We start from the raw sequence: 23,573 nt of genomic DNA, 5'->3' as shown, positions 1-23,573 counted from the left end.
CAACTCACAGGTCCAGGGCGGCGGCAACCTTTCGGGCTACCCGGCCCAGCTCGAGGTCGCCGGAACTGAGGCAGAGCAGCGGAGCGATCTCGCGAAGGCGAGAATGCCCGCTGGTGCTCGATCCGTCATGCTCGTCGTCACCGTGGTCTATGGCGTCGATCGCCAGACGCTTGATCTCCCCGGTGATCCGCGAGCGCGCCTCGATCAGGAAGTCCGGTCGCGCAGGGCCGAGCGGCGTCAGAATATCGAACACGGGCTTTTCGATCGCGACATCGATGCCATGCCGGTGAAGGTTGCGCTGGATCGACAGCAATTCGCGCAGCAGGCTGCGCTCGAACTCGGAGTCGACCGGGATGAACCGCTGCCCCGAGTAGATCGGCTGCGCGTAGGCGCGAAGCGGAGCATAGCCACGCGCCTCGGGATATTGACCAGCGACGACGATCACGAGGAAGGGGCCACGGACCAGGTTGCCCCTCACCGACGGGGACTGCACCCGATTGGCGACGCGCACTGGCTGGTTGTCGGCGGTCTCGATGACATGGCCGGTGATCTGATGCGAGAAGAGCGCGAAGAACGCCTGCGGCGCGTGGCCGGGAGGCCAGTCTCGGGAGAGACGCCTCAGAACCGCATAGGCGCGCCGGCTGTGCAGGGCATCGGCGTGGGTCCAGAAGGCGCGGCTGAGCTCGATGCCGGGCGCGATCTCGATCCTGCTGCTCGCCTTCACCAGAACATCGAACTCCCGCTTGATCGAAGGCTCCTCCGCGCCATCCGACAAGGGAAAAGCTCGGGTCGTCCCTGCAACGTCGAGGAGGCGCCATAGCAACCGGGCGAGCCGAGGCACCGAGGCGTGGCGCGTGCGATCGTCGCTGGCGTCGCTCTCGGGCTGTTGCGCGAGCTTGCTGGGGGCAGGCCGCAGGACCTCGAAGAAGCCCTCGGGAGGCGGCGCCGGCGTTTCGCGCGATCGTACCTCCGAGATGCGATGGGTGACCTGATCCCGGAAGAAGGGGCAGTCGGCGCGGTGGTCGGGTCGCTTCGCGCTGGTCAGCCGGCGGAGATAATAGGTCTCCGCCTCCGACAGGAAGGCGGGCGTGAGTATCGGCGGCGGATCGTCCGCGGCCAGGCAATCACAGGCGATCCACTTGGCGCCGATGCGGGCGTTCTGGACGAGCGTGATTCCTGCCTCTTCATCGCCAGGCGATCCCTGGCCGGTGTACCAACGCACCAGCGCCTCGCGGAGCGGAGCGGGCAGCGCGATCCGGGGGCCGCGGCCATCCGTGTCTCGGTCAATCAGCCACATGATCCAGTTTCGGGCGATCCAATGCAGCCATAGTTTGCCCGCTCCAGGGAATTGACAACTGCAAATCGCCTGATCTCAACTTCCTGAACCAGGGGTCAGGGAGGTTTGATATGCGTGCGTTGTTGCTCGCGAGCACACTTGTCATCGTTGATAGCGGGGCCGCGCTCGCGGCGACCCAACGCGCCGCTTCGCCGGTGCGCAGCGTCCAGCTGATCAGCATGACGGGGCGGTCGGACGTCGCCGCCGACGGTAAGGATGGGACGGTCGAGCCCAGCATGGAGGGTCCGGCCGAGGCCGTCGTAGCGGATGTGGAGGGCTTCCGGGTCCACGATCTGAGCCGTCGCTGGGTCGAGTATCAGATGGGTGAAAGACTCGCGGCAGAGGCCGGCGCGACGACGGTGGTCGCGCAGGAGGACCCCTTTGCCCCGGTCGGTGTTGCCCAGCTAGGCGCCCCGGCCAGTCAGACGGCGGCACTTGCTCCATTTTCCGCGATCGCCGTGCCGGCATGGATGCGCGGCGGCCCGGTATTCGCTGCGGCTGCCACGACCTTCGTCCCCGGGTGCTCGCCGACAGGATACCGGCGAAGCGGCTTCCTGCCCGCCGATGCCGAAGTCCGCCGCCAGACATATTTCTCGATGATGAGCAACGTCGCCTGCGAGTACGGAATTCCGGTCGGGCTGTTCGATGCGATGATCATTCGGGAGAGCCGCTACAATGCCTCTGCGGTGTCCCCGAAAAGCGCATTTGGCCTCACGCAGCTGATGCCTGGGACGGCCGCCGGTCTTGGTGTGAACCGCTACGACGTGGAGCAGAATCTTCGTGGCGGAGCGCGGTATCTGCGTCAGCAGCTCGACCGGTTCGGTGCCTATCACCTCGCGTTGGCGGCCTACAATGCCGGGCCCGGGCGCGTCAGGAACGGGAGTGTGCCGCGGATCGTCGAGACCCAGGATTACGTCTCGAACGTCCTGCTCAACTGGTCTCGGCTCAGCGGCGTTTCGAGAGTTGCGGCTATCCAGACGAGTGCATCGCCGGCACCGCCCCGTGAGCCTTTCATTCGCGCCGCCACTGTGTCGAGCTTCTGAGAAGTCGTGCCGATCGCACGGGGTGCCGCGCTAGAGGAGCGGGTCGCGTCCTGATCCGAATTGCGAGCGACGCTGAAGGACCGCCGTGATCTCGGTGACCATCCGCTTGATGACCGCCGACTGGAAGTAGGTGCCCCACTCGCTGCGGATCTCGCTGCCGTCCATGCCCTCAAGCTCCTGAAGGGCTTCGACGAGCCGGTGCGGAAGACCTTTGAACAAGGTGCTCAGCATCGCCACGAGTGCGGTGAAGCGATCGTCCTGCACGAGCTCCATTTCGCGGGTCATCTCGACGCTGATGACTGCCTGCATGAGGTCGATGTTTAGGGCCCTGAGGATCGCCTGAAATTCCGGCAAGGTCATCGAGGCGCGCTTTTCCGGGTCCCGGTGAAGGATCGTGCCGAGCCTGCTCTTCTTGATTCCTGAGCGTAGCGCCATCGTCCGGATGCCGATGTCGTTGGCCTCCATCGCGCGCATGATCATCGGCACATAGTCGGCCGCTGCTTCAGCTTCTGCCTCGAGGGGCAGCTCCTGCTCCATTCGATTCGTAAGCGATGACACTTTTCGCCCCCGCAGTCCTCTTGCGGACAGAGCGACACAATCAAACCTTATCGATCTTGGCAAGCCCTTCGAAAAAAGCGCGCGCACTCCCCACAGCCGAATTTATCTAATGCGCACAACCTTTTCGCCCTCGTCACGACCACGCCCGCGCGCGCTTTTTGGCGGCTTCTGCTCGTCGATTCCGATCTTGCTCAACAGCTTGGCGGTGCCCTGCTCGACCACATAATCGAACAGCAGCATGGAGATAGCATCGCCGACCGTCAGAGCCGATCCCAGGTGCCTTTCGAGTCGCCGCTTGGCCTCCGTCAGGCTTTCCGCGCTCGTCTTCGTGATGCTCAGATAGATGCGGATCGGGCCCTTGGTCGGCACCTTCTCCAGATGCTTGCGCAGCGTTTCCACGTCGTGCTGCTCGATCGCGCCGGCGGCGCCGGCGGTAGCGCGCGCGTTCACGAGGTTCCCGAGCGACTGGTAGCGCCGTGTCTGATTGGAGTGAATCCGCAGGCTCTCGGTGGTCAGCCGAAACAGATACTCGGATACGTCGAGGGTGTACCCCCGCATTGCCTGGCCGCCCATTCCCGCATGTCCTTGCTTGCCTGGCTTCGGCTGAAGTCGCCAGGGTGAAGTGACATCGCCCTATACGACTCGTCCGGGGCGAGCCAAGTGTACCCGCACAGGGACTTGCCCGCAAAGCCGGACCTTGGTCCGCAACCGCGGACAGCGCGCCTGAAAGCCGGGACAAGATGTCCGCGAATCAAGATGAAGAATCGTTTTTCGCGGACGATGTTTGGCTCTGCCGGAGGTTATTTAGGCACGGCCGCTAGATAAATCCGCCGAGAGCCCTGCGGTTCCAACAAAAGCCGGTTGTAGCGAAAGTCGTCGGGGACCCACCCTTCAATTGGGCGCGGAGGTGCCGCGTCTCCATCGAAGGGAAACTCTTATGCAGTCTCTGCTGAATCGGAGCGGGCGCATGGAGATGGCGATCCTCGCCCTCGCTGTGATGCTGTTCGCGCTCCTGTGGTTCGCCGGGCCGGCCTTTGCCGGTGCGGATACCACATTCGACACGGCCCTCACGAAGTTCACCGACTTCCTCGAGGGGTCGGGCGGCAAGGTCATTACCGTGCTGTCGCTCGCCGGCGGCATCGTGGCGCTCGCCTCGGGCCGCTTCTCCATGGGTCAGATCGCCATTCCGGTCGGCGTCGGTGTCGGCGCCGGCACGGGCATTCCGATCGTCACCTCGACGGTGACGGCGACGATCTGACGCAACGAGCCTGGCGCGTCGGGGTGGCAGCCTCGGCGCCGCACAGGGGGAGGGTGGTGCAATGGCCGCAGACAAGTACGCGATCCCATCTCATCTGGACGATCCAGAACTGATCGGGCTGTGGACGCTGGATGAGTTCCTGGCGATGGTTACGCCATTCGTCTGGGGGATCATGACCCAGCACATCGTCATTGGAACGGCGTTGGCATTCGCCGGCTGGTGGGGATTGAAAAAGGCAAAAGCGGGTCGTGCCGCGTCTTGGCTGCTCCATCTGGCCTATTGGCATCTTCCGGCCGGCTTCACCGGCCTGAGGGCCACGCCACCCTCTTATCTCCGACTGATGGCGGGCTGAGATGGACCTCGCATTCAGCCACGCAAGCAACCAGCGGGTTCTTCGCCAGCGCAACTTCCTGGTCGTGGTCGCCGGCGCGCTTGCGGCGGTAACAGCGCTGCTGCTCGCCTTCGGCATCTCGCGAGACCGCGAGATCGTCCTCCAGCCCGTGCTGCGCTCGCCGGTCACCGTCAGCAGTGCCGGCGTCTCCCGCGAATATCTCGAGATGATCACGCGCGACGTGGTGGTGCTCACGCTCGACCGCAGTCCGCAAAACCTCGAATATTGGATGAACGCGGTGCTCGAGATCACATCGCCGCGCGTTCAGGGCAAGATCAAGGCCGACCTCCTCAAGATCGTCAACGAGCAGCGCGGCTCCTCGATCTCTCAGTTCTTCACGATCGAGTCGATGGACATCGATCCCAAGAACCTGCGGTCCGAGGTGACCGGCGAGCTCCACACCATCGTCGGCAACAAGGTGATCTCCAGGGAGCGCCGCACCTTCCGCTACGACTGGGAGTATGAGGGCTTGTCGCTCCGCCTGGTCGGCTTCGGGATGGTCCGCACCGGCAAGGAGCAAGACAAATGATGGCTTTCTACGCCGTCGGCAGCGCGGCTGCAGGCACCATCCTCATGTCCCGCATCTACTGCATCCTGAGCAGGGTGGCGGGCGCATGCCTGATCACGCTGGCGGTCTTCCTGTTCGCGCAGCCGGCATGGGCAGACCAGACGGTCGTGGCCGCCGACAGCGCCCAGGTCGACTGCCAGGCGTCGTCGAAGGACCTGACCCGGATCAGCCTGGTCGATGACGAGTTCGCGAGCGTGTCGAAGATCTCGACCGGCAACCCGCAGGACGATTTCTCGGTCGTCAACGAGCCGGTCCGGGGCGACATCTACCTGAGCGTGCCCGAAGGTTTCGGTCGCCCGGCGCTTTCCTTCTTCGGCACGAGCAAGCGCGGCTACGTCTACAAGTTCGTCTGCCGGATCGCCGGCGACCAGGCGGCGCAGGTGTTTGTGTCCAATCCCGCGATCGCCCGGGAAAAGGCAGCCGAGGGCTCGCCCCAGCAGGTCGCCGCGGGGCCGCAGGATGCCGCGGTCGAGCTCGTCCAGGCCATGTACGCCAACAGCGTCGCCGACGGCTATGAGATGCGGCAGCGCGCGCTGAAGCCCGTCTATGTAGGCAAGCTCAAGGTCCAGATGATCGCTGAATATCGCGGGCAGGACCTGACCGGCAAGGTGCTGCGCATCGAGAACACGGGCGATGCGCCGACCGAGCTGACCGAGCGCACGGTCGCTCCGGCAAGCGCGCTCGCCGTCTCCATCGCCGAGCCCAAGCTCGCCCCGGGGAAGGTCACGACGGCCTACCTCGTCTCCCAGACTGTGAGGTAAGCCATGGCCTTCTCGGACATTTTCAATCGTAAGCGGAGACCCCTCGACGAGGCGGAGGGCGAGGGGGTCTCGCCTGTCGGAGGCGAACTGGCGGGCAACGAAGCGGTGCGCCGCAAGCAGCGAATGCTGCTCGCCGGGGTCGCCGGCGTCGGGCTGGTTCTGTCCTCCATGTGGATCTTCAGCGGCGACGAAGGAGAGAAGGCCGCCGACGCCGATGGCGCCGAGAAGGTCGAGGTCTCGACCAAGGATCTGGTGAACCGCAACCTCTCGCAGCAGGAGTGGATGGCGCTCTCGGAAAACCGGTTCGAGTCCACCGAGAACCAGCTCAAGTCGGTGAACGGCCAGCAGGCGAGAATGGACAATCTCGCCGCTCAGATCGAAGCGCTGAAGGGGCAGAACTCGTCGATGCAGGCCGATGGCCAGCGAGTGCTGTCCGCTTACCAGGTGGAGAATGAGCAGCTCCGCAAGCAGCTGAACGAGCGGCCTTCGGCGCCGCCCCCGGCGCCTGGCCCGGCGGCTCTGTACGGGCGAGGCGGCCCGCAAGCCTATCAGCGGCCGGACGCGCCGGGCGAAGCCGGCGCAGCGCCTCCGCTCAGCCGCGCCGCCGAGGTCAAAATGGTCAGCTTCTCGTCTTCCGACACGGGGACCGCGTCCAAGGTGGCGAAGGGCAGTACGGTCTATACCGACAGCCCGAACTATCTGCCGCCCAACAGCTTCGCCTCCGCCAAGGTCATCGTGGGGGTGGACGCGAGCGCTGGCGTGAACAGCCAGACCGACCCGCTGCCTGTCGTTCTGCGCGTTACCGGGCCGGCGCGCTCGGTGCTGCAGAACGGCAAGCTCCTCACGACCAAGATCCAGGGCTGCCTCATCAACGGCGCGGCGCGCGGCGACCTTTCCAGCGAGAAGGTCTACGTCAAGCTGCAGAAGATGACCTGCCCGCAGCCCGGCGGCCGCTACGCCGTCTCGGAGGTCAAGGGCTTCATCGCGTTCGGCGGCAAGACCGGCGTGCGCGGGCGGGTGGTCAGCCGCGAGGGTTCGCTTGCCATGCAGGCATTCCTCGCAGGCCTCGTCGGCGGTGCCGGCAACGCGCTGAACACGGCCTTTCAGCAGCCGCTGGCGACGATCAGCACCGATGGCGAGGGCGGCATCAACCGCACCCCCAGCCTCGGCAATGTCGGCCTGCGGGCGCTCGGCGGCGGTGCAGCGGAGTCGGGCAGGGACGTCTCGAAATATCTGATCGAGCGCGCCGAACAGTACCAGCCGGTCATCGAGATGCCGACCGGCGTCGATGTCGAAATCGTCTTCCTGGAGGGTGTTTATGTCCGCAATTGATCGCTTGCGCCGGAGCGCGTTCGCGCGCCCCTGGAAGCTGCTCACCGGCGTCGCGGCGCTTGGCGTTGCCAGCGTTGCCCTCGCGGCCCAGGTCGCGGGTCCGAGCAGCGTCGAGGTCACGAACCTGCTCAAGACGCGCTTGCCGAAGACGCCCCTGACCCAGGTCAATTGCGAGAAGGTGCGTGGCCTCTGCGAGGTGACGGCTGGGTCAAACCTCTTCTACGTCGACGCCGGCGCCCGCTACCTCATCATCGGCCGGGTCTATGACATGGAGACGCGCCAGGATCTCACCGCCGCCCGACTGCTCGAGATCAACCCGGACATGCTCGTCGGCGGTGCGGCGAAGGCCAATGCTGCGGCTGCGGAAGGCGAGGCCCAGGGAATGGAAGCGGCGGCTCCGGCGCAGGCCAGGGTCGAGAAGACCGCGCTCCCCGCGCGGCCGACCAGGCTGGCGCTGGAAGGACTTCCGAAGGACGGCGCGATCGTCTGGGGCAATCCGGCGGGGCAGACAGTCACGGTCTTCACCGACTTCCGGTGTGGCTATTGCCGCGCGCTTACGAACGTGCTGCGCAGCATGAATGTTCGGGTCGTCGAGCGGCCGATCTCCGTTCTCGGCAGCCGCGATATCGCCGACCGCGTCTATTGCGCCAAGAATCGCGAGGAGGCGCTGCATGCTGCCTATGCCGGCGAGCCGCTCAAGAGCGGCCCGTCGTGCGATACGTCGGGCCTCGATGCGAACGAGGCTTTCGCTCACAAGCACGGCCTGAGCGGAACGCCTGTGATCGTGCGCAGCGATGGGGCGATGCTCGAGGGCTATCGGCCCAAGGAGTTCCTGCAAAGCTGGCTCAAGGACGGACGCTCGTGAGCGCGCCGCGCCTCAGCCGTCGGGCCGCTGTCGCCGCGCTTGGCTTCGGCACGCTGATGAGCCTGAACGGCTGCACGACCTTCGGCGGCAACGTGAAGGGCAGCTTCACCTGCCAGGCGCCCGACGGCATCTGCGCGCCGTCCTCCACGATCGACGATCGCGCGCTGGCGATGATCTCCGGTGACGCAGGCGATGTCATGATCCCGGCAGGGCCCTATCCGACACCGGCACAACAGCCCCGCGCCCTGCGCACCGCTGTGGCAGCGCCGCCCTCAGACGCACATGGGCAGGTCGCGCCGCGAACCCGCGAGAAGGTGCTCCGCATTGTGTTTCAGCCCTATGTCGATGACCGGGGCCGGCTGCATGAATCGAGCGCGGTCCACGCGGTCGTCCAATCCGAGTGGCAGGCCCAGGCGCTTGCGGGTGCGACTCCCATCCCCGACAGCAGGTCGGCTGATGCACCTGTTCAGCTGAGCCTTGTCGATGCGGTCGAGCGCGAGGCTCCCGGTGTGGTGGACGTTGCCGCGTTCGACCCGAACATGCCGGACCCGAATGTGGTGGCGGCTGCCCGGGCCAGAAAGCCGGACCCGGTGGAAGCAATCAAGGCGGATGTCGCGAGCCGTCTGGCCACCAAGGTCAAGGCGGCGGGCGGCGCGCCGACGGTTGGCGCGCCCGCCCCGGCATCCTCTGCGTCGGGGTCGCAGCGGCCGACTGCTTCGGTCATGGCCACCAAGCGCGCAGCTGGCGGCGGCGAGACCGCCGCGGCGGGTGTGCCAGCCAGCCGGCGAAGCGAGGCGCCGGCTCAAGCCAAACAGCGATCGGAGGGTGCTCCCGCCACGAGCACTGCGTCCGGCCAGGAGGCAGCTGCGCGCGTGAAGGCGAGCCAGGAGTACCAGGAAGCGCGCGAGCGGGTCGAGGACAGCGCGCGCGGCGGCGCCGGAGCGACGCCCGGGGCGGGGCTCACGACCCTGACGAGCCCCACCGTCCGCGCTGCGAGCTTCCCCGCCGCGGTTCCGGAGGACAACTGACATGAGCGTAAAGCCCCGTTTCTACGACAACCTGCTCTCCGGTCTGTTCGGCGATAGCAAGCGACCAGAGGCCGAGCGTCCGGACTTGGCCGTGCCGATGCTCGCGCATTGGCTGCCCTATCGCAGCTACGACCCGAAGACGGGCATCTTCTACAACTCCGCCTCGCGCGGATTCGTGATCGAGGTCTCGCCGCTCGTCGGGGCGGATGAGCGTACCGGCGAGATCCTGACACAATTCTTGTCCGAGGGCATCCCGGTGCCCGGATGCCTGCAGTTCCACGACTGGATGAGCCCGCGGATCAGCGAGCGGCTCTCCAAATGGTATCTGCCCCGCTACTCGGCGAGCGGCGTCTACGAGCGGATGGCCAAGCATCGGGTCGACTTCCTCACGGACGGCGTGTGGAACTCGCTTTCGGCCGATGCGCCATTCTGTCTTCGCAACCACCGCGTCGCCATTTCCTATTCGACGCCGGAAAGCTCGCGTGTCTCGGCCGAGGAAATCGTCGCCGTGATGGACGGCCTCATCTCGGTGCTCGGCTCGATCGGGGTCTCCGCGCGCAAGATGGATCCGGTCGCGCTGATCGGGTGGATCGACGACATCACCTCGCCGACCACGGCCGCGGGCGACGACGTCATCAGCTACAATCCGCTCGACCCCATCGCTGACCAGGCGGTGCGCCGCGACATCGAGATGAAGGTCGACCCGGACCGCATCCTGCTGCGGACCGAACGGTTCCGTCCGACCGGCAAGGAGGTCAACGGCGCACCCGAGATCGGCGAGATCTATCCCGACGTATTCGACGTGCGTTCGTTCTCCGTCCGCAATCTTCCTCAGCGCTGGGCGCCCTGGGACTGCGCGCGGCTGATTGGCGACATGTTCGCCGACAAGCTGCGAATGCCGTGCCCGGTCTCCACGAACCTGTGCCTCGACTTTCCCGATCCCCAGGCCTCGAGCAACAAGGCCGGCTTCAAGTTCATGCGCACCACGAGCCTCGCCGACTCCAAGTCCGCGCGCTTCCTTCCCCAACTCCGCGATCAGTCCCAGGAGTGGAAGTTCGTCAATGACGAGATCCGCCAGGGGCGCAAGCTCGTGCGCCTGTTCTACAGCGTCACGTCATTCTCTCCCAAGGGGAAGGGAGACGCCAACGAGCGCGTCCTCAAGTCGGTCTACCGGGCCGCAGGCTGGGACCTGCTCGACGACCGCTACCTCCAGGTGATGGGCCTCTTGTGCGCGATGCCCATGACGATGGCGAACGGGCTGTCCCGCGACCTCGAGCGCATGAAGCGCATGCGGACCATGCTCAGCACGACCGCGGCGAACCTGGCTCCCATACAAGGCGAGTATCTCGGTGGTCACACGCCGCACCTGCTCCTGATCGGCCGACGGGGGCAGCCCTTCTTCTGGAGCCCGTTCGAGAACGCTGCAGGCAACCACAACGTGGCGGTGTTCGGCAAGTCGGGATCGGGCAAGTCGGTCGCCCTGCAGGAGCTGTGCGCCTCGTTGTGCGGCGCGGGATCCAAGGTTGTCGTGATCGACGACGGCCGCTCCTTCGAGCACTCGGCCAAGCTGCAGGGCGGTGCCTTCGTCGAGTTCACGATGTCGAGCGGCTTCTGCCTGAACCCGTTCTCGATGATCGACGCCGCCCAGGCGGCCGAGGACGAGGACTATCTCCTCGACTGCATGGCGATGCTCAAGGCCATCGTGAACCAGATGTCCCGCCACATCGACCGGCTGACCGACACCGAGCGCGGCCTGATCGACGGCGCGGTCAACCGCGTCTGGGAGGCCAAAGGCAGGAACGGCTCGATCGACGACGTGATCGCCGCGCTCAACGAGACTGGCAACGAGCTCGCCTCGCATCTCGCCATCGCGATGATGCCGTTCTCGAGCGCCGGCACCTACGGCAAGTTCTTCCAGGGTGAGGTCTCGTTCGAGCTGCAGGCACAGCTCACGGTGTTCGAGCTGTCCGACCTGTCCTCGCGCGAGGAACTGCGCAGCGTCGTCCTGACCGCGATCATGTTCATGTCGCAGCAGATGATGCGGAAGGTCGACCGCTCGATTCCCAAGGCGCTGCTCCTGGACGAGGCCTGGCAGATGCTTCGCGGTGGGGCGATGGCCGATTTCATCGAAACCTACGCCCGCACGTGCCGCAAGTATGGCGCCTCCTTGGTGACGGCCACGCAGTCGCTCAACGACTACTACAAGTCGGCAGGGTCCATCGCGGCCCTCGAGAACAGCGACTGGTTCGTGATCCTCCAGCAGAAGCCGGAAACGATCGCCGACTTCAAGAAGCACGATCGCTTCGAGATGGACGACTATACCGACGCACTGCTCCGCTCACTCAAGCGCAACGGCTTCGAATATTCCGACATCATGATCAAGGGGCCGGAGACGCTGGCGGTCGGGCGGCTGGTCCTCGATCCTTTCTCTGCCGCGCTGTTCTCGTCGAGTCCGCGCACCTTTGCTGCCATCGAGGCGATGGTTGCCGACGGGCTCAGCATGGATGAGGCGATCGAGCGGATCGCATTCCCCGAGAACCCCGAAAAATGGACGATGCCCGCCGGTGATACGGCGGCAATCGCTGCGGAGTGAACCCATGGCGACCATGCTCACAGAGCCGACCACGCCCAGCTCACGACGCCCGTCGCGCGGGCTCGATGTCGGCTTTCTGCTTTACTTCTACCTCCACATGGCAGGGTTCCTCGCGTCGACCCTGCTCATCACCTGGGGCCTGTTCGTCCTCTTCTTCCTCGCCATCGGCGGCTTCTCATTCGATGGGATGATGCACCAGCTCGACAATCTTGCGAGCCGGTACGTCGCCGCCGACGCCGCTCGCATCACGTCATTCCGGCACGTCCTGATCGTCGCGCACATGCTTCTCGCGGCCGCGGTCATCTTCTTCCGCCGGCACAGCATCCTGCCTTCGCGCGATCCCAAGGGGAGCAACACCGATGTCTGATCAGCCCCAGCTCGACCTTCAAGCTCCTCCGGCGGCGCCGAAGGCCGCTGCGCCGGCACGTTCGGGACGTGGTTTCGGCGGGTTCACGCGGGCTCAGCTGGTGATGGGCGCGATACTGATCGTCGCACTGATCTGGGCGATGTGGGTGACCAAGGCCCTCGTGGAGCCCCGCGAGGAGCATATCGTCAAGGCGAGCCTCTCCAACATCGTTGGCGAATATGTGAGCGCGCAGGCGCGCTCCGCGTCGCCCCCCGGGCAGGTCGAGGCCGAGATGCGTGCCTTCATGTCCTCGCTCGACCACGAACTCCAGCGCCGCGGGGCGGGCGGGCAAGTGGTGCTGGTCGGCGAGGCGGTGCTGACGAAGAACGTGCCCGACATCACCGACAGCCTGCGGAAGGCTGTCTATGCGAGCGGCGTTCGCCAACCCCGGCCGGCGAGCGCTCAGGAGATGCAGCAGCTCCAGCAGCAGATGGCGCCGGGACCGGCGACGCCATCGACGCCCGGCGGGCCCGCTGCCGCTGCCGGCGCAACGCTCGAGCCGATGGCGGCCGTCCCGGCCGGAGCAGCCATGCCGCAGGCCGGCTCCGGTGCCGGCGCTGCGCCTCCCGCGGCAATCCCCGGGGCAGCGATCACCACCTTTGGAGGTCCCGATGGCAGTGGCGGTCAGTAATGTGACGGCTGCCCGCTGGCGGCCGCGCAAACGAATTTGGGGCCTGTATGGCGGTCTCGTCGCGGGAAGCGCGGTGCTCGGCGCGATCAGCGACTGGCGCGACAATCACGCGCTCCTGATCAACACCACCGACTCGCTTCCGAACTGGGCGTTCGTCATCCACCGGAACAAGGTACCGGTCAGGGGCGAGTACGTCTTCTTCGATCCGCCCCCCAGCGACCTGGTGCGGCGCCATTTCGGCGACAAGCCGCAGATGTTCGGCAAGATCGTCTACGGCCTGCCGGGCGACGTGGTGGCGCACTGGCACCGCGCCGTGACGGTGAACGGACGGGTCGTGGGCTACACCAAGCCCACGACCAGAAGCGGCGAGCGGCTCGCGATCGGGCCGAGCGGCGTGATACCGGCGGGTTGCTACTATGTCGGCACCCCCCACAAGGATGGTTTCGACTCCCGCTACGCAGCGATTGGCTTTGCCTGTCGGCGCCAGATTGTCGGCACCGGCGAGGCGATCCTGTGATCCGCGCGGTCGCTGCCTCGCTCGCCGGTGCTGCCTGTCTGGGCGCCGGGGTCCTGGTCGCAGGATCGGAGCGGGGCGAAGCGCGGGACTTCGGCCAGCTCGGGCAGACGTTCCCTGTCATCGAAGCCGACCTGCTCTCCACGATCGAGGCTCGGTTGCAACGCGCGCAGGCGACGGGAGAGATGGACCGCGTCAACGCAGCCTTCGCCAAGCGCGTGGAGGCCAAGGTGCGGCGCCCGGTGCCGGTGGCCGGCATCACGCCTGCCGAGGAGCCGCGGGTCTGGGACTATGACCCGAGCATCACGCTCGAGCGCGAGATCCGGGACCACAAAGGACAGGTGATCGCGCAAGCCGGGCAGAGGATCAATCCGCTCGACTTCGTCTCGATGCGGCAGAGCCTTGTCTTTGTCGACGGCGACGACACAGCGCAGGTCGCGTGGGCGACCCGACGGTTCACCGAGCTCAACGCGAAGATCATCTTCGTCAACGGCTCGCCGATCGAGTCGATGACGGCGCGCAAGCGCCGGTTCTTCTTCGATCAGGACGGTCGCCTAACCGCCAAGTTCGGCATCCGCCACACCCCGGCCGTGGTGTCGCAGACCGGCAGTCTGCTGCGCGTCTCGGAAACCGTCCTCAAGCCGGGAGCAAAGAGTTGATGCCGCTTTGGCTGGACCTTCTGCGGACCCCCATGGCCGCACCGGAAACCGGCGCCCTTCGCCGCATGCGGCTGGTGTGGCAGGGGCTGTGCCTGTCGGTCGCGTTGGTCGTGGGGTTCTTCGCGCAGGTCCATGCCGCCCTTGGCCGGGCTGCGCCGTGCCTCGCGGCCGCGCTGCTCGCCGCGGCGGCGCTGTACACCTGGCTCTATCTTCGCCGGAAGAGTGTGGCCGACACCGCCTTCCTCCAGGAGACGGGGGAGGCGGGCTGATGCGCTGGCTGAGGGCCATCCTGGGCGTCTTGGGGTTGCTGCTCGTGGTGGTGGCCCTGGCGCCGCGCGCCGAGGCGGCGCCGACGTGCACGGGCAAGTTCGTGAATCCCATCACGGACGTCTGCTGGTCGTGCCTCTTTCCGCTTTCGATCGGCGGGGCGAAGATCTGGCCGGGCAACCGCCCCGACACCAACAATCCTGCGTCGCCGGTCTGCGCGTGCGCCGACCCCTTACCCCGGATCGGCATCTCGGTTGGCTTCTGGGAGCCCGCGAGGCTGGCGGACGTAACGATGAAGCCGTGGTGCTTTCCCAATCTCGGGGGAACGCGGATCGCGCCGGGCTTCGACATCGGCCAAGGCTACCTAGCCGGGCCGTCGATGGTAGGCGGCCGATCACAGAGCACGGCGAAGTGGCACGTCCACTGGTACGTCTACCCGCTCCTATACTGGATGGAGATCCTGACCGACTTCATCTGCTTCGAGCAGGCATCGTTCGACATCGCCTATATGACCGAGGTCGATCCGCTGTGGCAGGATGACTCGCTGACCGCGATCATCAACCCCGAGGCGATCGTCTTCGCGAACCCGATCGCGAAGGCGGCGTGCGCGGGCGACTGCATTGCGGGAACCGCCGCGCTGCCGCTCGACGCGCTGTTCTGGTGCGCGGGGTGCCAGGGCAGCATGTATCCGCTCAACGGCAATATTCCCGCCTCGATCGGGCATGTCCAGTCGTCCCGGCTCGCGCTTTCCCGGTTCGCCTACAAGATGCACCGCGAAGGCCTCGCCTGGGGCACGATGGGCTCGCAGGGGCTCTGCAAGAAGTACCTGATGCCGATCATGCGGAAGCAGCAATACCGCTTCCAGATGGTCAATCCGATCCCGACGGTGAGCGGCCGGTTCGCCTGCTCGGCGATCGGCGCCTCGACCATGCCGCCCGATGCCGGACGCGCCTTTCCCGCCGGCGGCGAGGACATGGGCTACCTCGTCTGGCGCAAGCGCAACTGCTGCGTGTTCTGAGGAGAGAGACATGCGTCTTCTGACATCCGGCATCGTCGCGCTTCTCGGCACCGCTGGCCTTTCGGCATTGCTCGCGCAATCCGTCGACGGGGTCGACGTTCAGGCCGTCAAGAAGCGCGCGGCCGACATGGCGGCAGAAGCGCAGGCCTTCGTCGACCAGGTGAAGGACCGCGGTGACGAATTCCGCGAGCAGGCGAACGTCGTCCGTAAGTCGGGCATCGACAACATGCAGCGGGTTGCCGCGACCGATCTGCCAAAGGGACCGGAAGGTAAGATCGACTTTGACGAGCTGGTGCAGGGCGCGGCGACAAATGCCAATGTCCCAGGGGGCGATGCCCCGCAGTTCATCGTCTTCGCCAGCCTGTCGATGCCGCCGGCGTCGCTCAAGCAGCTGATCGGCGATACCGCGCGGGCAGGCGGCGTCGTCGTTTTCCGCGGCTTCCCCAACAACTCGGCCAAGGAGTTCGTCAGCCGTCTCGGCCAGGTCGTGCAGAAGGGCGACATGCCGAACATCGGCATCGACCCGCGGCTTTTCCGCGCCTTCGACGTGCAGGCGGTACCGACATATGTGGCGGTCTCGTCGACCTTCGACTTGTGCGCCGGATTTCACTGCCAGACCAAGGTTCCGCCCCATGATCGCATCGAGGGCAACGTCACGGTCGACTATGCCCTCAACACCTTCGCGGAGGCCAACGGACCGGGCGCGCGCATCGCATCGGTGGCGCTCGGCAACCTGGCGCGGAGCCGGCGCCAATGAAGCTTCGCGCCATCGTGACCGTGCTTGCCGGCGTCTGCCTGACGATCAGCTCTGCTGGCGCGCAGCAGATGACGATCGAGCAGGCGCGCGAAGAGGGCAAAGCGTTTGGCAACGCGAAGCGGGGAGATGAGAGCCTTGTTCCCAGCTCGGAGGCACAGGCCCAGGCCGTGCCGGGCTATTCCGGGACCAATCAGCCGCAGAGCACCTACTTCGACGATCCGGACGCGCTCATCGCGGCGGGGACGGCCCAGCGCTCGACCAACGAGTCCTACCGGACCGTCACCGATGCGGACCGCACGCGGCCCGCCTTCAGCAACGCGGAGATCCTTGCGACGACTTCGCGCGCGACGTCGATCGAGAACGATCCGTCGGCCTACCTTGCCGATGAGAATATCGGCTCGAGCACCGGCCAGTGCCAACCGCTCCCGCCAGGTTCCGGCGCGGGAGGATATTACGAGGCGACGTGCAACCAGGGAACGAAGCTCGACGAAGTGCCGAGGTCCTGTTCCATCAGGATGGCGCCTGAGATCACGAAAATCGATGCGTACAAATATTTCGTCGTTCCCGACAGCGCCTACGGTACGCCGTTCGCACGCTATTCCTCGATGGCGCCGCACGTCGCGGCCGGAACCTGCAAGCCCACGGGCGTGGCCATGCAGGCCTGCGCCGCGCACCGGATTTACGGCGTGTCCACCAACAAGTTCTGCGATGACTACTATGCGACGGAGTATGTCTGCTCGCAGAACCTGAGGGATATCGCCCTCTTGCCGAGCCCCATCACTGGCGAGGGCTGGCACGAAAAGACCGTCCAGACCAGCGTGACGGTGAAGCGGGTCGACGGCTGCGCCGAAATGGCGGCCGATGCGATGTGCACCGCTGCCGCGGCCGGCGAGGTCTGCACCGAAGGACCTGAGACCCGGATCATCGACGGCGTGCCGGTAACGCAGGCCTGTTGGGCGTGGAAGCGCGACTTCACCTGCAATGTCATGAGCGCAGGTAACGACTGCGGCGATCTCGACGCGAACCGACAGTGCACGTTTCTGCGCGAGGACTGCCTGGACGACCCGCAGCAGGGTGCGTGCAAGGTCAAGGAGAAGGTCTATCGTTGCCCGACACCGGACACCCCGACCTCAAACGCACCGCAGTACATCTGTGGTGACGACGTCTACTGCATCAACGGGGACTGCGAGCCGATTACCCGCGAAGCCTCGACCGAGTTCAAGGACGCCTTGGTCGCGTTGCACGCGATCGACGACGCTTCAAAGGGCTTCGACCCGAACAACCTCACCGTCTTCTCGGGAACGCGGGACACCTGCCACAAGCCGGTCTTCGGCCTCATCAACTGCTGTGCGGGCAAGGTATCCGGGGGCCCTCGCCGGCGGGCCCGTCGCGATCGCCGCGCTCGCGACCCCGTTCCTGGCGCTGTTCGCCTGCTCCCAGGACGAGATGAAGCTCGACATCAAGGACCGCATGGGTTTCTGTCACAAGGTCGGAACCTGGTGCTCGTCCAGCTTCCTCGGCATCTGCAAGACGAAGAAGACCGCCTATTGCTGCTTCGAAAGCAAGCTGAGCCGTGTCCTTCAGGAGCAGGGCCGCGTCCAGCTGAACAAACCTTGGGGGAAGCCCAAGAACGAGCAGTGCAAGGGCTTCAGCATTGCCGAGTTCCAACGGCTCGATCTCTCGAAAATGGACTTCACGGAAGTTTACGCCGACTTCCTCGACGCGGCCAAACTGCCGGACGAGGTCCAGACGATGACCGAGATCCAGTCCAAGATTCAGAACTACTACGACCTGCATGGAGGCAAGCCATGACCAGCCACGAGCCAGGGGATCGAGATGACGGCCACGGCGAATGACCTGCTCTCTGCCGGCGCTCCAGGGTGTGACTGGAAGATGACCGTGTTCGAGCTGGCGATTTTCATGTGCCTGTATCGCGCCGGGCAGCCGCGGCGCGTCGAGGACATCTGCAAGGTGATCGGCGGCTGGTTCGAATGCGTGGTCGACCCGCCGGCCGCAGCCGCGCCGATCGAGCACATGCTGGCCAATCGATGGGTCGCGGAAAAAGGCCACGGCCTTTGCGCAACCGAGGAAGGCCGTCGTGCGGCGCGACCGCTGATGAGCGGCATGGTGCGGATGCTCGACCACGGGACGCGGCTGATCGATGTCGCCCTGATGATGTCCGTGCTGCGCTTGTCGAAAGGAGAACTGGACCATGGCATTCGCGATCTTTGAGCCAGCGATCCTGGCGGTGCTGCTCGCCGGCGCCGGCCAGCCAGCGCCTGCAGCGCCTATGTCCGCGCCCGCGTCGCCGTGCAGCCGTCACGCAACCCTCACCCCCGCCTTCGACTGCTGCCTCGACCTCGCGCTGTGGAAGGCGCCGCCCACCGCATCGCTCAACCACCCCGCGCCATCCCTGCACGGTGCGGCCGATCAGAAGGAAGGACGATAAGCATGTCGAAAGTCGCGAAGCTGGCGATGCTCCTGCTGGCGGTCGCGCCCCTGGCAGCGCCGCTGCGGGCGCAGGACGCCGAGCGCCGGGACGACAGCGTCGAGGCGTCCGACCGCGGTGACGATTTCTACTGCGGCGAGCGCAGGCTCGGGCAATGGTTCTACTGCACCAAGCCGAAACCGCCCGAGACCGCGAAGGCTCAGCCACAGACGCCCGAGCAGAGCGCGGCGGAGCGCCTAGCCGCCATCACGCGGGAGCTGGATGAGCTGAAGGCACGGGCGATCCTCGATCCATCGGAGGAGAATGTCATTGCCTATGTCCGTTTCCAGCGCGAGCAGCTGGACCGCGCGTCGACCTTCTCGGACACTTGGCAGCGCGCCCTCTGGCAGAACCCGGACATCGACTACACGCTGCAGCGGCCGGTCAACACGGTGGCCAAACGCGCGTGGCTCGACAACCGGAAGGCTGACCGCGACCAGGTCCTGACCAACCTCGGTCAGCGCTACGGTCTGTTCTACTTCTACGCGCAGAGCTGCGGCGCGTGCGAGGTCTTCTCGCCGATCCTGCGATCGGTCGCGAATAATCACCGCATGGCGGTGATGGCCGTCTCGATGGACGGCGGGCCGAGCCGCGACTTCCCCAACTATGTGGTCGACTCCGGCCAGCGCGCGCGGATGGGGATACCCGGCAACGAGACGCCGGCACTCGTCCTGTTCGACACCGCGACGAAGCGCACCATCCCCGTCGGCTACGGCATCCTCAGCGCCGATGAGATCATGGATCGGATCTTCATGCTCACCAACACCAAGGTCGGGAGCGACTACTGATGTCCATTCAACGGCAGAAGGGCCGGCTGAGAAGGCTGGCTCACCGGGCCGGCGCCGCCCTGACCATGGTCGCCGCCTCGCACTTCGCGCTCATCGGTGTCGCACGGGCCGACGTCGCCTCGGAGATGAACGGGTTCTTCAACGACGCCGGCGGCGCGGCGAACGTCACCGGGCCAACAGCGTTCCAGGGGCAGTCGGCCGGCTACTACTCGCTCGGCAACGTCTGGACGCGCTTCCCGCAGAAGAGCGTGTCGCCGTTCAATCTGCAGCTCCCAAGCGCGCGGGCCGGATGCGGTGGTATCGACCTGTTCTCCGGCTCATTCAGCTTCATCAACGCGAGCGAGATCGTCGCGATGCTGAAGGCGACGGCAAACAACGCGCTGGGCTTCGCCTTCAAGCTGGCGATCGACAGCGTCTCGCCCGAGATCGGCAAGGTCATGGACGAGTTCAGCCAAAAAGCTCAACTCCTCAACCAGATGAACATCTCAAGCTGCGAGACCGCGCAGGCGCTGGTGGACGGGATCTGGCCACAGATGGAAACCACCCGATCGACCATCTGCGAGGCTGTCGGCAACAGCCAAGGCGTCTTCTCGGACTGGGCCGCGTCCCGCCAAGGATGCAACAACGGGGGCCAGAGGGACGCGACACTCGCTGGAAACACCGACCCGGCGATGAAGGAGCAGATCATCGGCGACCCGCACAATTATACGTGGGAGGCGCTGAAGAAGTCGTCGAAGTTCGGAGCGTTCGACCAAGCCTTCTCCGAATATGTGATGACGCTGGTTGGGACGATCGTCACGACCCCGCCGACAGGCAGCGAGCATGGCCCGAAGGTGGTGATCTACGGACCGGCCGAGGAGGCGGTCGTGACGGCATTGCTAGACGGCACCGCGAACGCGCCGGCAGTGAAAATCCTGAAGTGCAACAACGACCCGTGCACCGATGTCTCGGACCAGACGCTCAGCGTGCCTGCGTCAAGCGCGCTGCGGCCCCGGATCGCGACGATGATCAAGAGCATGAGCTCCAAGATTCGCAGCGACAGCGCGCTCGACGCAGCCGAGAAGCAGCTGCTGAACATGGCGACTGTTCCGATCTACAAGATCCTCGCGGTTCAGGCCTACGCCCACTACGCGCTCACCGACGGCGAAATTCAGACGCTCTCCGAGATCGTCGCGGTCGATCTGCTGAACGCCATGCTCGACAACATGCTCGACAGGGTGGAGCAGGCGAAGGTCTTCTATCAGACCGCGGACCAGGAGACAGCGTCGCAGTGGCGCCAGCAGATCGCCGCGACCCGCGCCAAGTTCGCGCAGCGGGACGTGAAGCTCAGCAACAAGCTCCAGGTGACGATGCAGATCATCAACCGGAGCATCATGCTCGAATCGACGCTGCAGAACACCATGACGCCCGGCATGTCCTCAGCGCTCAACTTCTCGCGGGGATTGAACGCGCAGGGCTTGCTCTAGGCGCGCAACAGGGAGGTAGCGGCGTGCTCGAGGTCTACACCGTCGGCGGGGGCGAGTATCTCGTCAATACCTTCAACGCGGTCGCCGCGTGGGCGGGGGGAGGGGGCTATCGCTCTCTCCTGCGGGTCGTCATGGTGATGGGGCTGATCTATTCGCTGCTCGTCGTCGCCTTCACCCTCAACTTCCGCGCGTGGTTGAACTGGTTCCTCCAGGCAACGGGCATCTACCTGTGCCTCATGGTCCCCACGATCGACGTGAAGGTGACCGACCGCCTCAATCCGAGCCTGTCGCCTGCGACGGTGGCGAATGTTCCTCTTGGCCTGGGGGTCCTCGCGAGCTTCACCACCCAGATCGGCGACTGGCTCACCCGGACGGCCGAAACCGTCTTCGTCATGCCCGGAGAGCTCAACTATACAACGAATGGCATGGTGTACGGTGCACGGCTGTTCGACGCGACCCGCAATTTCACTATCCGTGACGCGGAATTCTCGACCAACCTCGAGAACCACTTCAAGAACTGCCTCTTCGGCGACGTGATGCTCTACCAGAAGTCGCTCACCAACCTGGCGAAGGCGCCGGACCTGTGGGCGGCGATCGGGCCGGGCTCGGAGGCGCGCTCGCAGGAGTGGCTGGAGCGCCAAGGCGACGGCTCGGTCCAGAACTTCATCATTACATGCCGCCAGGCCTATGACACGCTGAACGGCCAATGGGCGAGCATGATCGAGGCGAACGCAGAGCCCTGGGCGAAGGAAGTCTATCCCAAGCTCAGCAATGCCGTCGCTGCGGCGAAGCTCAAGCACGACGTCCCGATCGTGAATGCGGCCTTCACAGGCTCGGGTGACGACTTCACCGGCGTCATGAGGCAGAACACCGCCATCAACGCCTTCATGCAGGCGCGAAATTCGATGTCCGGCGGGAGCGGGGCGGCGTCGATCGACACCTTCGCGCAGACCCGCGCGGACATTCAGGCCCGCAACACCTACAATTCGATCGCGCAGCAGGCGATGGCGTGGGTGCCGATCCTGAACATTGTCCTGACCGTCGTCTTCTTCGCGATGTTCCCTGTGATCTTCCCGCTCTTCCTGCTCCCCCAGACCGGGCTGAGTTCGTTGAAGGGCTACGCGATGGGGTTCTTCTATCTGGCGGCCTGGGGACCGCTCTACGTGATCCTCCACATGATCTGCATGACCCGGGCCGAGGCAGCCTCGAACGGCGTCGCTGCAGGAGGGATGTCGCTCGGAAGCTACGCCGGCATCGGCGCGGTGAACGGCGAGACGGCGACGATCGCCGGCTTCATGCTGATGAGCATCCCGTTTTTGGCGGGCGGGCTTGCACGGGGCGCGATGTCGATCGCGGGACAGGCGACGTCGATGCTGGCGCCGGCGCAGAATGCCGCGGAAGCTGCTGCGCTGGAGCAGACCACCGGCAACTACTCCTACGGAAATGTAAGTTGGGCGAACTCGACCTCGAACATGCGGCAAGCCGACCAGTGGCAGACGGCGCCGAGCTTCATGGGTGGCGCGGCGAGCGTCGGCTGGCGCCAGGACAACGGCGCTGTGATCAGCGGTTTCGGCAATGGCCAGGAAGTGTTCGACACCGGTGGCGCGATCTCGCGGCTCTCATTCACCCCAACCGTGACCACCGGCACCGTGGCGGAATGGCGGGAGATGGCGAGCGAGGCGCACCGTCAATCGCAAGCCTACGACAACGCGGCTCAGGAGATGCTCACCTGGACCAAGACCGACCGGAGTGCGCACGGGACGTCCAGCGAGCGCTCGTCAGGCTGGGATTCGAGCAGCGGCCGCTCGTCGAACACGTCTGTCGAGCAGTTCGATCGAACAACCGGCAGCAGCTCGCAAGGGTTGGAGGATCGGTCGTCAACGGGTCAGAGCCTGACTTCGTCCGACGGGCACGACCGATCAGCCGGTACCATCAATCAGGTGTCCGGCTCTCTATCGGCAGGATTGGGCGGTGGTCAGCAAGGCGCAGGCGGCGGGCGAAGCGGTATCGGCAGAGTTCTCGGCCGCTTGCCGGGAGTGGGCGGCACCGTCACGACACAAGGTCAGCAGCAGGACACGTTGCGGCATGGGACGACGGATAGTCGTTCGTCTGATAGTTCCAGCACCGCAAGTAGCGGGGTCCGGGACGAACACTCCAACGGTTCGGGCGCAACGTCGTCCGATGGCACCTATGATCGCTCGGGCGTGTTCAGCCGCGCCTCGGCGACTTCCAGTTCCTCCCTCACCCACGAGCAGGCTCTGGCGCGCGCCCGGTCGTATACGGAGACGGCGCGGCAGCTTGAGGAATTGTCGCAGCAGCTCTCCCGCGATGCGAGTTACGCCGAAACGCACGGCATGCAGCTAAGCGAGAACATGAGCCAGGATCTGGCGCAGTGGTACCGGGCGCAACAGGCCTCAAACCCGGGTCTGGATGCTCCGGAGCTGTGGGCGACCGATCTCAGCGACCACCAGCGTGCCGTTCGGCAGGAGATGGTCGCTCGCTGGATGCGCGAGAAGCAGGACGACATTCGCGAGGAGATTGCCGGCAAGCTTCAAGAGCCAAACCTAGTCGAGGTGAGCAGGCCGAGTGTCGATAGTGCGGCGGACGTGGCAGCCTCGTATCGTCCACATGGCGTACCCGGTTTTCCGTCTGGTCCGGCCGGCGGCGATCCTCGGGCCGCTCAGTCGATTATCGAGGCTGGCGGGGACCGGCTTGAGGGCGATCGCGCCGCTGCGCGGGCTGCTCGGACGAATGCCGTGCAGGGTTCGGTCGACATTCAGCTAGAGGTGAATCGCGATCACAACCGCGGCTTCTTCAATGATCCGAAGCTGCGGGAGTAACCTCGG

The 23,573-nt window shown here is 65.5% G+C and carries 24 protein-coding genes and 1 pseudogene; 22 read left to right on the top strand and 3 right to left on the bottom strand.

Annotated elements, in window-relative coordinates; all coding sequences use genetic code 11:
- Window positions 1-4: 4 nt before the first annotated feature.
- Window positions 5-1,297: a hypothetical protein gene (locus ET21_RS0122225; protein ID WP_030541420.1), complete on the bottom strand. Its 1,293-nt coding sequence runs from the start codon at window positions 1,295-1,297 to the stop codon at window positions 5-7.
- A gap of 110 nt (window positions 1,298-1,407) precedes the next feature.
- Here ET21_RS0122225 and ET21_RS0122220 point away from each other — a divergent pair, with 110 nt between their 5' ends.
- On the top strand, window positions 1,408-2,379 hold the full coding sequence (locus ET21_RS0122220) for a lytic transglycosylase domain-containing protein (protein WP_030541419.1): 972 nt from the start codon (window positions 1,408-1,410) through the stop codon (window positions 2,377-2,379).
- Between the two features lie 30 nt (window positions 2,380-2,409).
- On the opposite strand, the gene ET21_RS0122215 is transcribed toward ET21_RS0122220, so the two are convergent.
- Together ET21_RS0122215 and ET21_RS0122210 are read right to left on the bottom strand one after the other, a co-directional pair.
- Entirely contained in the window at window positions 2,410-2,916 is a 507-nt protein-coding gene (locus ET21_RS0122215; RefSeq protein ID WP_047100311.1) for a hypothetical protein, read from the bottom strand.
- Window positions 2,917-3,039: 123 nt separating this feature from the next.
- Complete coding sequence (locus ET21_RS0122210; RefSeq protein ID WP_030541417.1) at window positions 3,040-3,510, bottom strand: hypothetical protein; 471 nt, start codon at window positions 3,508-3,510, stop codon at window positions 3,040-3,042.
- A 364-nt stretch (window positions 3,511-3,874) separates the two neighbouring features.
- Between ET21_RS0122210 and ET21_RS0122205 the strand changes: the two genes are divergently transcribed.
- From ET21_RS0122205 to ET21_RS0122105, 21 genes and pseudogenes are all read left to right on the top strand, one after another.
- A complete protein-coding gene (locus ET21_RS0122205) occupies window positions 3,875-4,195 on the top strand; it encodes a TrbC/VirB2 family protein (RefSeq protein ID WP_030541416.1) in 321 nt (106 codons plus the stop codon).
- Window positions 4,196-4,256: 61 nt separating this feature from the next.
- The gene (gene traL, locus ET21_RS0122200) at window positions 4,257-4,547 is read left to right on the top strand and encodes a type IV conjugative transfer system protein TraL (protein ID WP_007406717.1); all 291 of its coding nucleotides are present in this window, start codon (window positions 4,257-4,259) and stop codon (window positions 4,545-4,547) included.
- A gap of 1 nt (window position 4,548) precedes the next feature.
- Window positions 4,549-5,115, top strand: coding sequence for a type IV conjugative transfer system protein TraE (locus tag ET21_RS0122195; RefSeq protein ID WP_030541415.1), 567 nt, complete (start codon window positions 4,549-4,551; stop codon window positions 5,113-5,115).
- A complete protein-coding gene (locus ET21_RS0122190) occupies window positions 5,112-5,915 on the top strand; it encodes a type-F conjugative transfer system secretin TraK (protein WP_030541414.1) in 804 nt (267 codons plus the stop codon). Before ET21_RS0122195 ends, ET21_RS0122190 begins: the two co-directional genes overlap by 4 nt.
- A gap of 3 nt (window positions 5,916-5,918) precedes the next feature.
- Complete coding sequence (locus tag ET21_RS0122185; protein ID WP_030541413.1) at window positions 5,919-7,247, top strand: TrbI/VirB10 family protein; 1,329 nt, start codon at window positions 5,919-5,921, stop codon at window positions 7,245-7,247.
- Window positions 7,234-8,112, top strand: coding sequence for a DsbC family protein (locus ET21_RS0122180; RefSeq protein WP_030541412.1), 879 nt, complete (start codon window positions 7,234-7,236; stop codon window positions 8,110-8,112). The genes ET21_RS0122185 and ET21_RS0122180 overlap by 14 nt, the downstream gene beginning before the upstream one ends.
- Window positions 8,109-9,140 (top strand): TraV family lipoprotein, encoded by a 1,032-nt coding sequence (locus ET21_RS0122175; protein ID WP_030541411.1) that lies wholly within the window; start codon window positions 8,109-8,111, stop codon window positions 9,138-9,140. Before ET21_RS0122180 ends, ET21_RS0122175 begins: the two co-directional genes overlap by 4 nt.
- Before the next feature lies 1 nt (window position 9,141).
- Entirely contained in the window at window positions 9,142-11,733 is a 2,592-nt protein-coding gene (gene traC / locus ET21_RS0122170) for a type IV secretion system protein TraC (RefSeq protein WP_030541410.1), read from the top strand.
- A gap of 13 nt (window positions 11,734-11,746) precedes the next feature.
- Complete coding sequence (locus ET21_RS0122165) at window positions 11,747-12,100, top strand: hypothetical protein (protein WP_156029331.1); 354 nt, start codon at window positions 11,747-11,749, stop codon at window positions 12,098-12,100.
- Window positions 12,093-12,770 carry a type-F conjugative transfer system protein TrbI gene (locus tag ET21_RS0122160; RefSeq protein ID WP_030541408.1) on the top strand — a complete coding sequence of 226 codons (678 nt, stop codon included), beginning with the start codon at window positions 12,093-12,095 and terminating at the stop codon, window positions 12,768-12,770. Before ET21_RS0122165 ends, ET21_RS0122160 begins: the two co-directional genes overlap by 8 nt.
- Entirely contained in the window at window positions 12,751-13,287 is a 537-nt protein-coding gene (locus tag ET21_RS0122155; protein WP_030541407.1) for a S26 family signal peptidase, read from the top strand. Before ET21_RS0122160 ends, ET21_RS0122155 begins: the two co-directional genes overlap by 20 nt.
- Window positions 13,284-13,943: a type-F conjugative transfer system protein TraW gene (traW, locus tag ET21_RS0122150; RefSeq protein ID WP_030541406.1), complete on the top strand. Its 660-nt coding sequence runs from the start codon at window positions 13,284-13,286 to the stop codon at window positions 13,941-13,943. Before ET21_RS0122155 ends, traW begins: the two co-directional genes overlap by 4 nt.
- Window positions 13,943-14,212 (top strand): hypothetical protein, encoded by a 270-nt coding sequence (locus tag ET21_RS0122145; RefSeq protein ID WP_030541405.1) that lies wholly within the window; start codon window positions 13,943-13,945, stop codon window positions 14,210-14,212. The genes traW and ET21_RS0122145 overlap by 1 nt, the downstream gene beginning before the upstream one ends.
- Complete coding sequence (gene traU, locus ET21_RS0122140; RefSeq protein ID WP_030541404.1) at window positions 14,212-15,228, top strand: conjugal transfer pilus assembly protein TraU; 1,017 nt, start codon at window positions 14,212-14,214, stop codon at window positions 15,226-15,228. Before ET21_RS0122145 ends, traU begins: the two co-directional genes overlap by 1 nt.
- Window positions 15,229-15,238: 10 nt before the next feature.
- Window positions 15,239-15,985, top strand: a complete 747-nt coding sequence (trbC, locus tag ET21_RS0122135; RefSeq protein ID WP_030541403.1) for a type-F conjugative transfer system pilin assembly protein TrbC — start codon at window positions 15,239-15,241, stop codon at window positions 15,983-15,985.
- A pseudogene (locus ET21_RS26185) lies at window positions 15,982-17,797 on the top strand (conjugal transfer protein TraN). The gene trbC and the pseudogene ET21_RS26185 overlap by 4 nt, the downstream one beginning before the upstream one ends.
- Window positions 17,798-17,821: 24 nt before the next feature.
- Window positions 17,822-18,217: a hypothetical protein gene (locus ET21_RS0122125; RefSeq protein ID WP_231726493.1), complete on the top strand. Its 396-nt coding sequence runs from the start codon at window positions 17,822-17,824 to the stop codon at window positions 18,215-18,217.
- Entirely contained in the window at window positions 18,198-18,434 is a 237-nt protein-coding gene (locus tag ET21_RS0122120) for a hypothetical protein (protein ID WP_030541401.1), read from the top strand. The genes ET21_RS0122125 and ET21_RS0122120 overlap by 20 nt, the downstream gene beginning before the upstream one ends.
- 2 nt (window positions 18,435-18,436) lie before the next feature.
- Complete coding sequence (locus ET21_RS0122115) at window positions 18,437-19,261, top strand: conjugal transfer protein TraF (RefSeq protein WP_030541400.1); 825 nt, start codon at window positions 18,437-18,439, stop codon at window positions 19,259-19,261.
- A 65-nt stretch (window positions 19,262-19,326) separates the two neighbouring features.
- On the top strand, window positions 19,327-20,727 hold the full coding sequence (locus ET21_RS0122110) for a conjugal transfer protein TraH (protein WP_030541399.1): 1,401 nt from the start codon (window positions 19,327-19,329) through the stop codon (window positions 20,725-20,727).
- A gap of 23 nt (window positions 20,728-20,750) precedes the next feature.
- Complete coding sequence (locus ET21_RS0122105) at window positions 20,751-23,567, top strand: conjugal transfer protein TraG N-terminal domain-containing protein (protein WP_030541398.1); 2,817 nt, start codon at window positions 20,751-20,753, stop codon at window positions 23,565-23,567.
- The last annotated feature ends 6 nt before the right edge of the window (window positions 23,568-23,573 follow it).

The organism is Sphingobium sp. DC-2, from assembly GCF_000722555.1.
Taxonomy (GTDB): Bacteria; Pseudomonadota; Alphaproteobacteria; order Sphingomonadales; family Sphingomonadaceae; genus Sphingobium; species Sphingobium quisquiliarum.
Note: the sequence above shows the minus strand (reverse complement) of the source record. Positions and strands in the feature narration are given on the sequence as shown.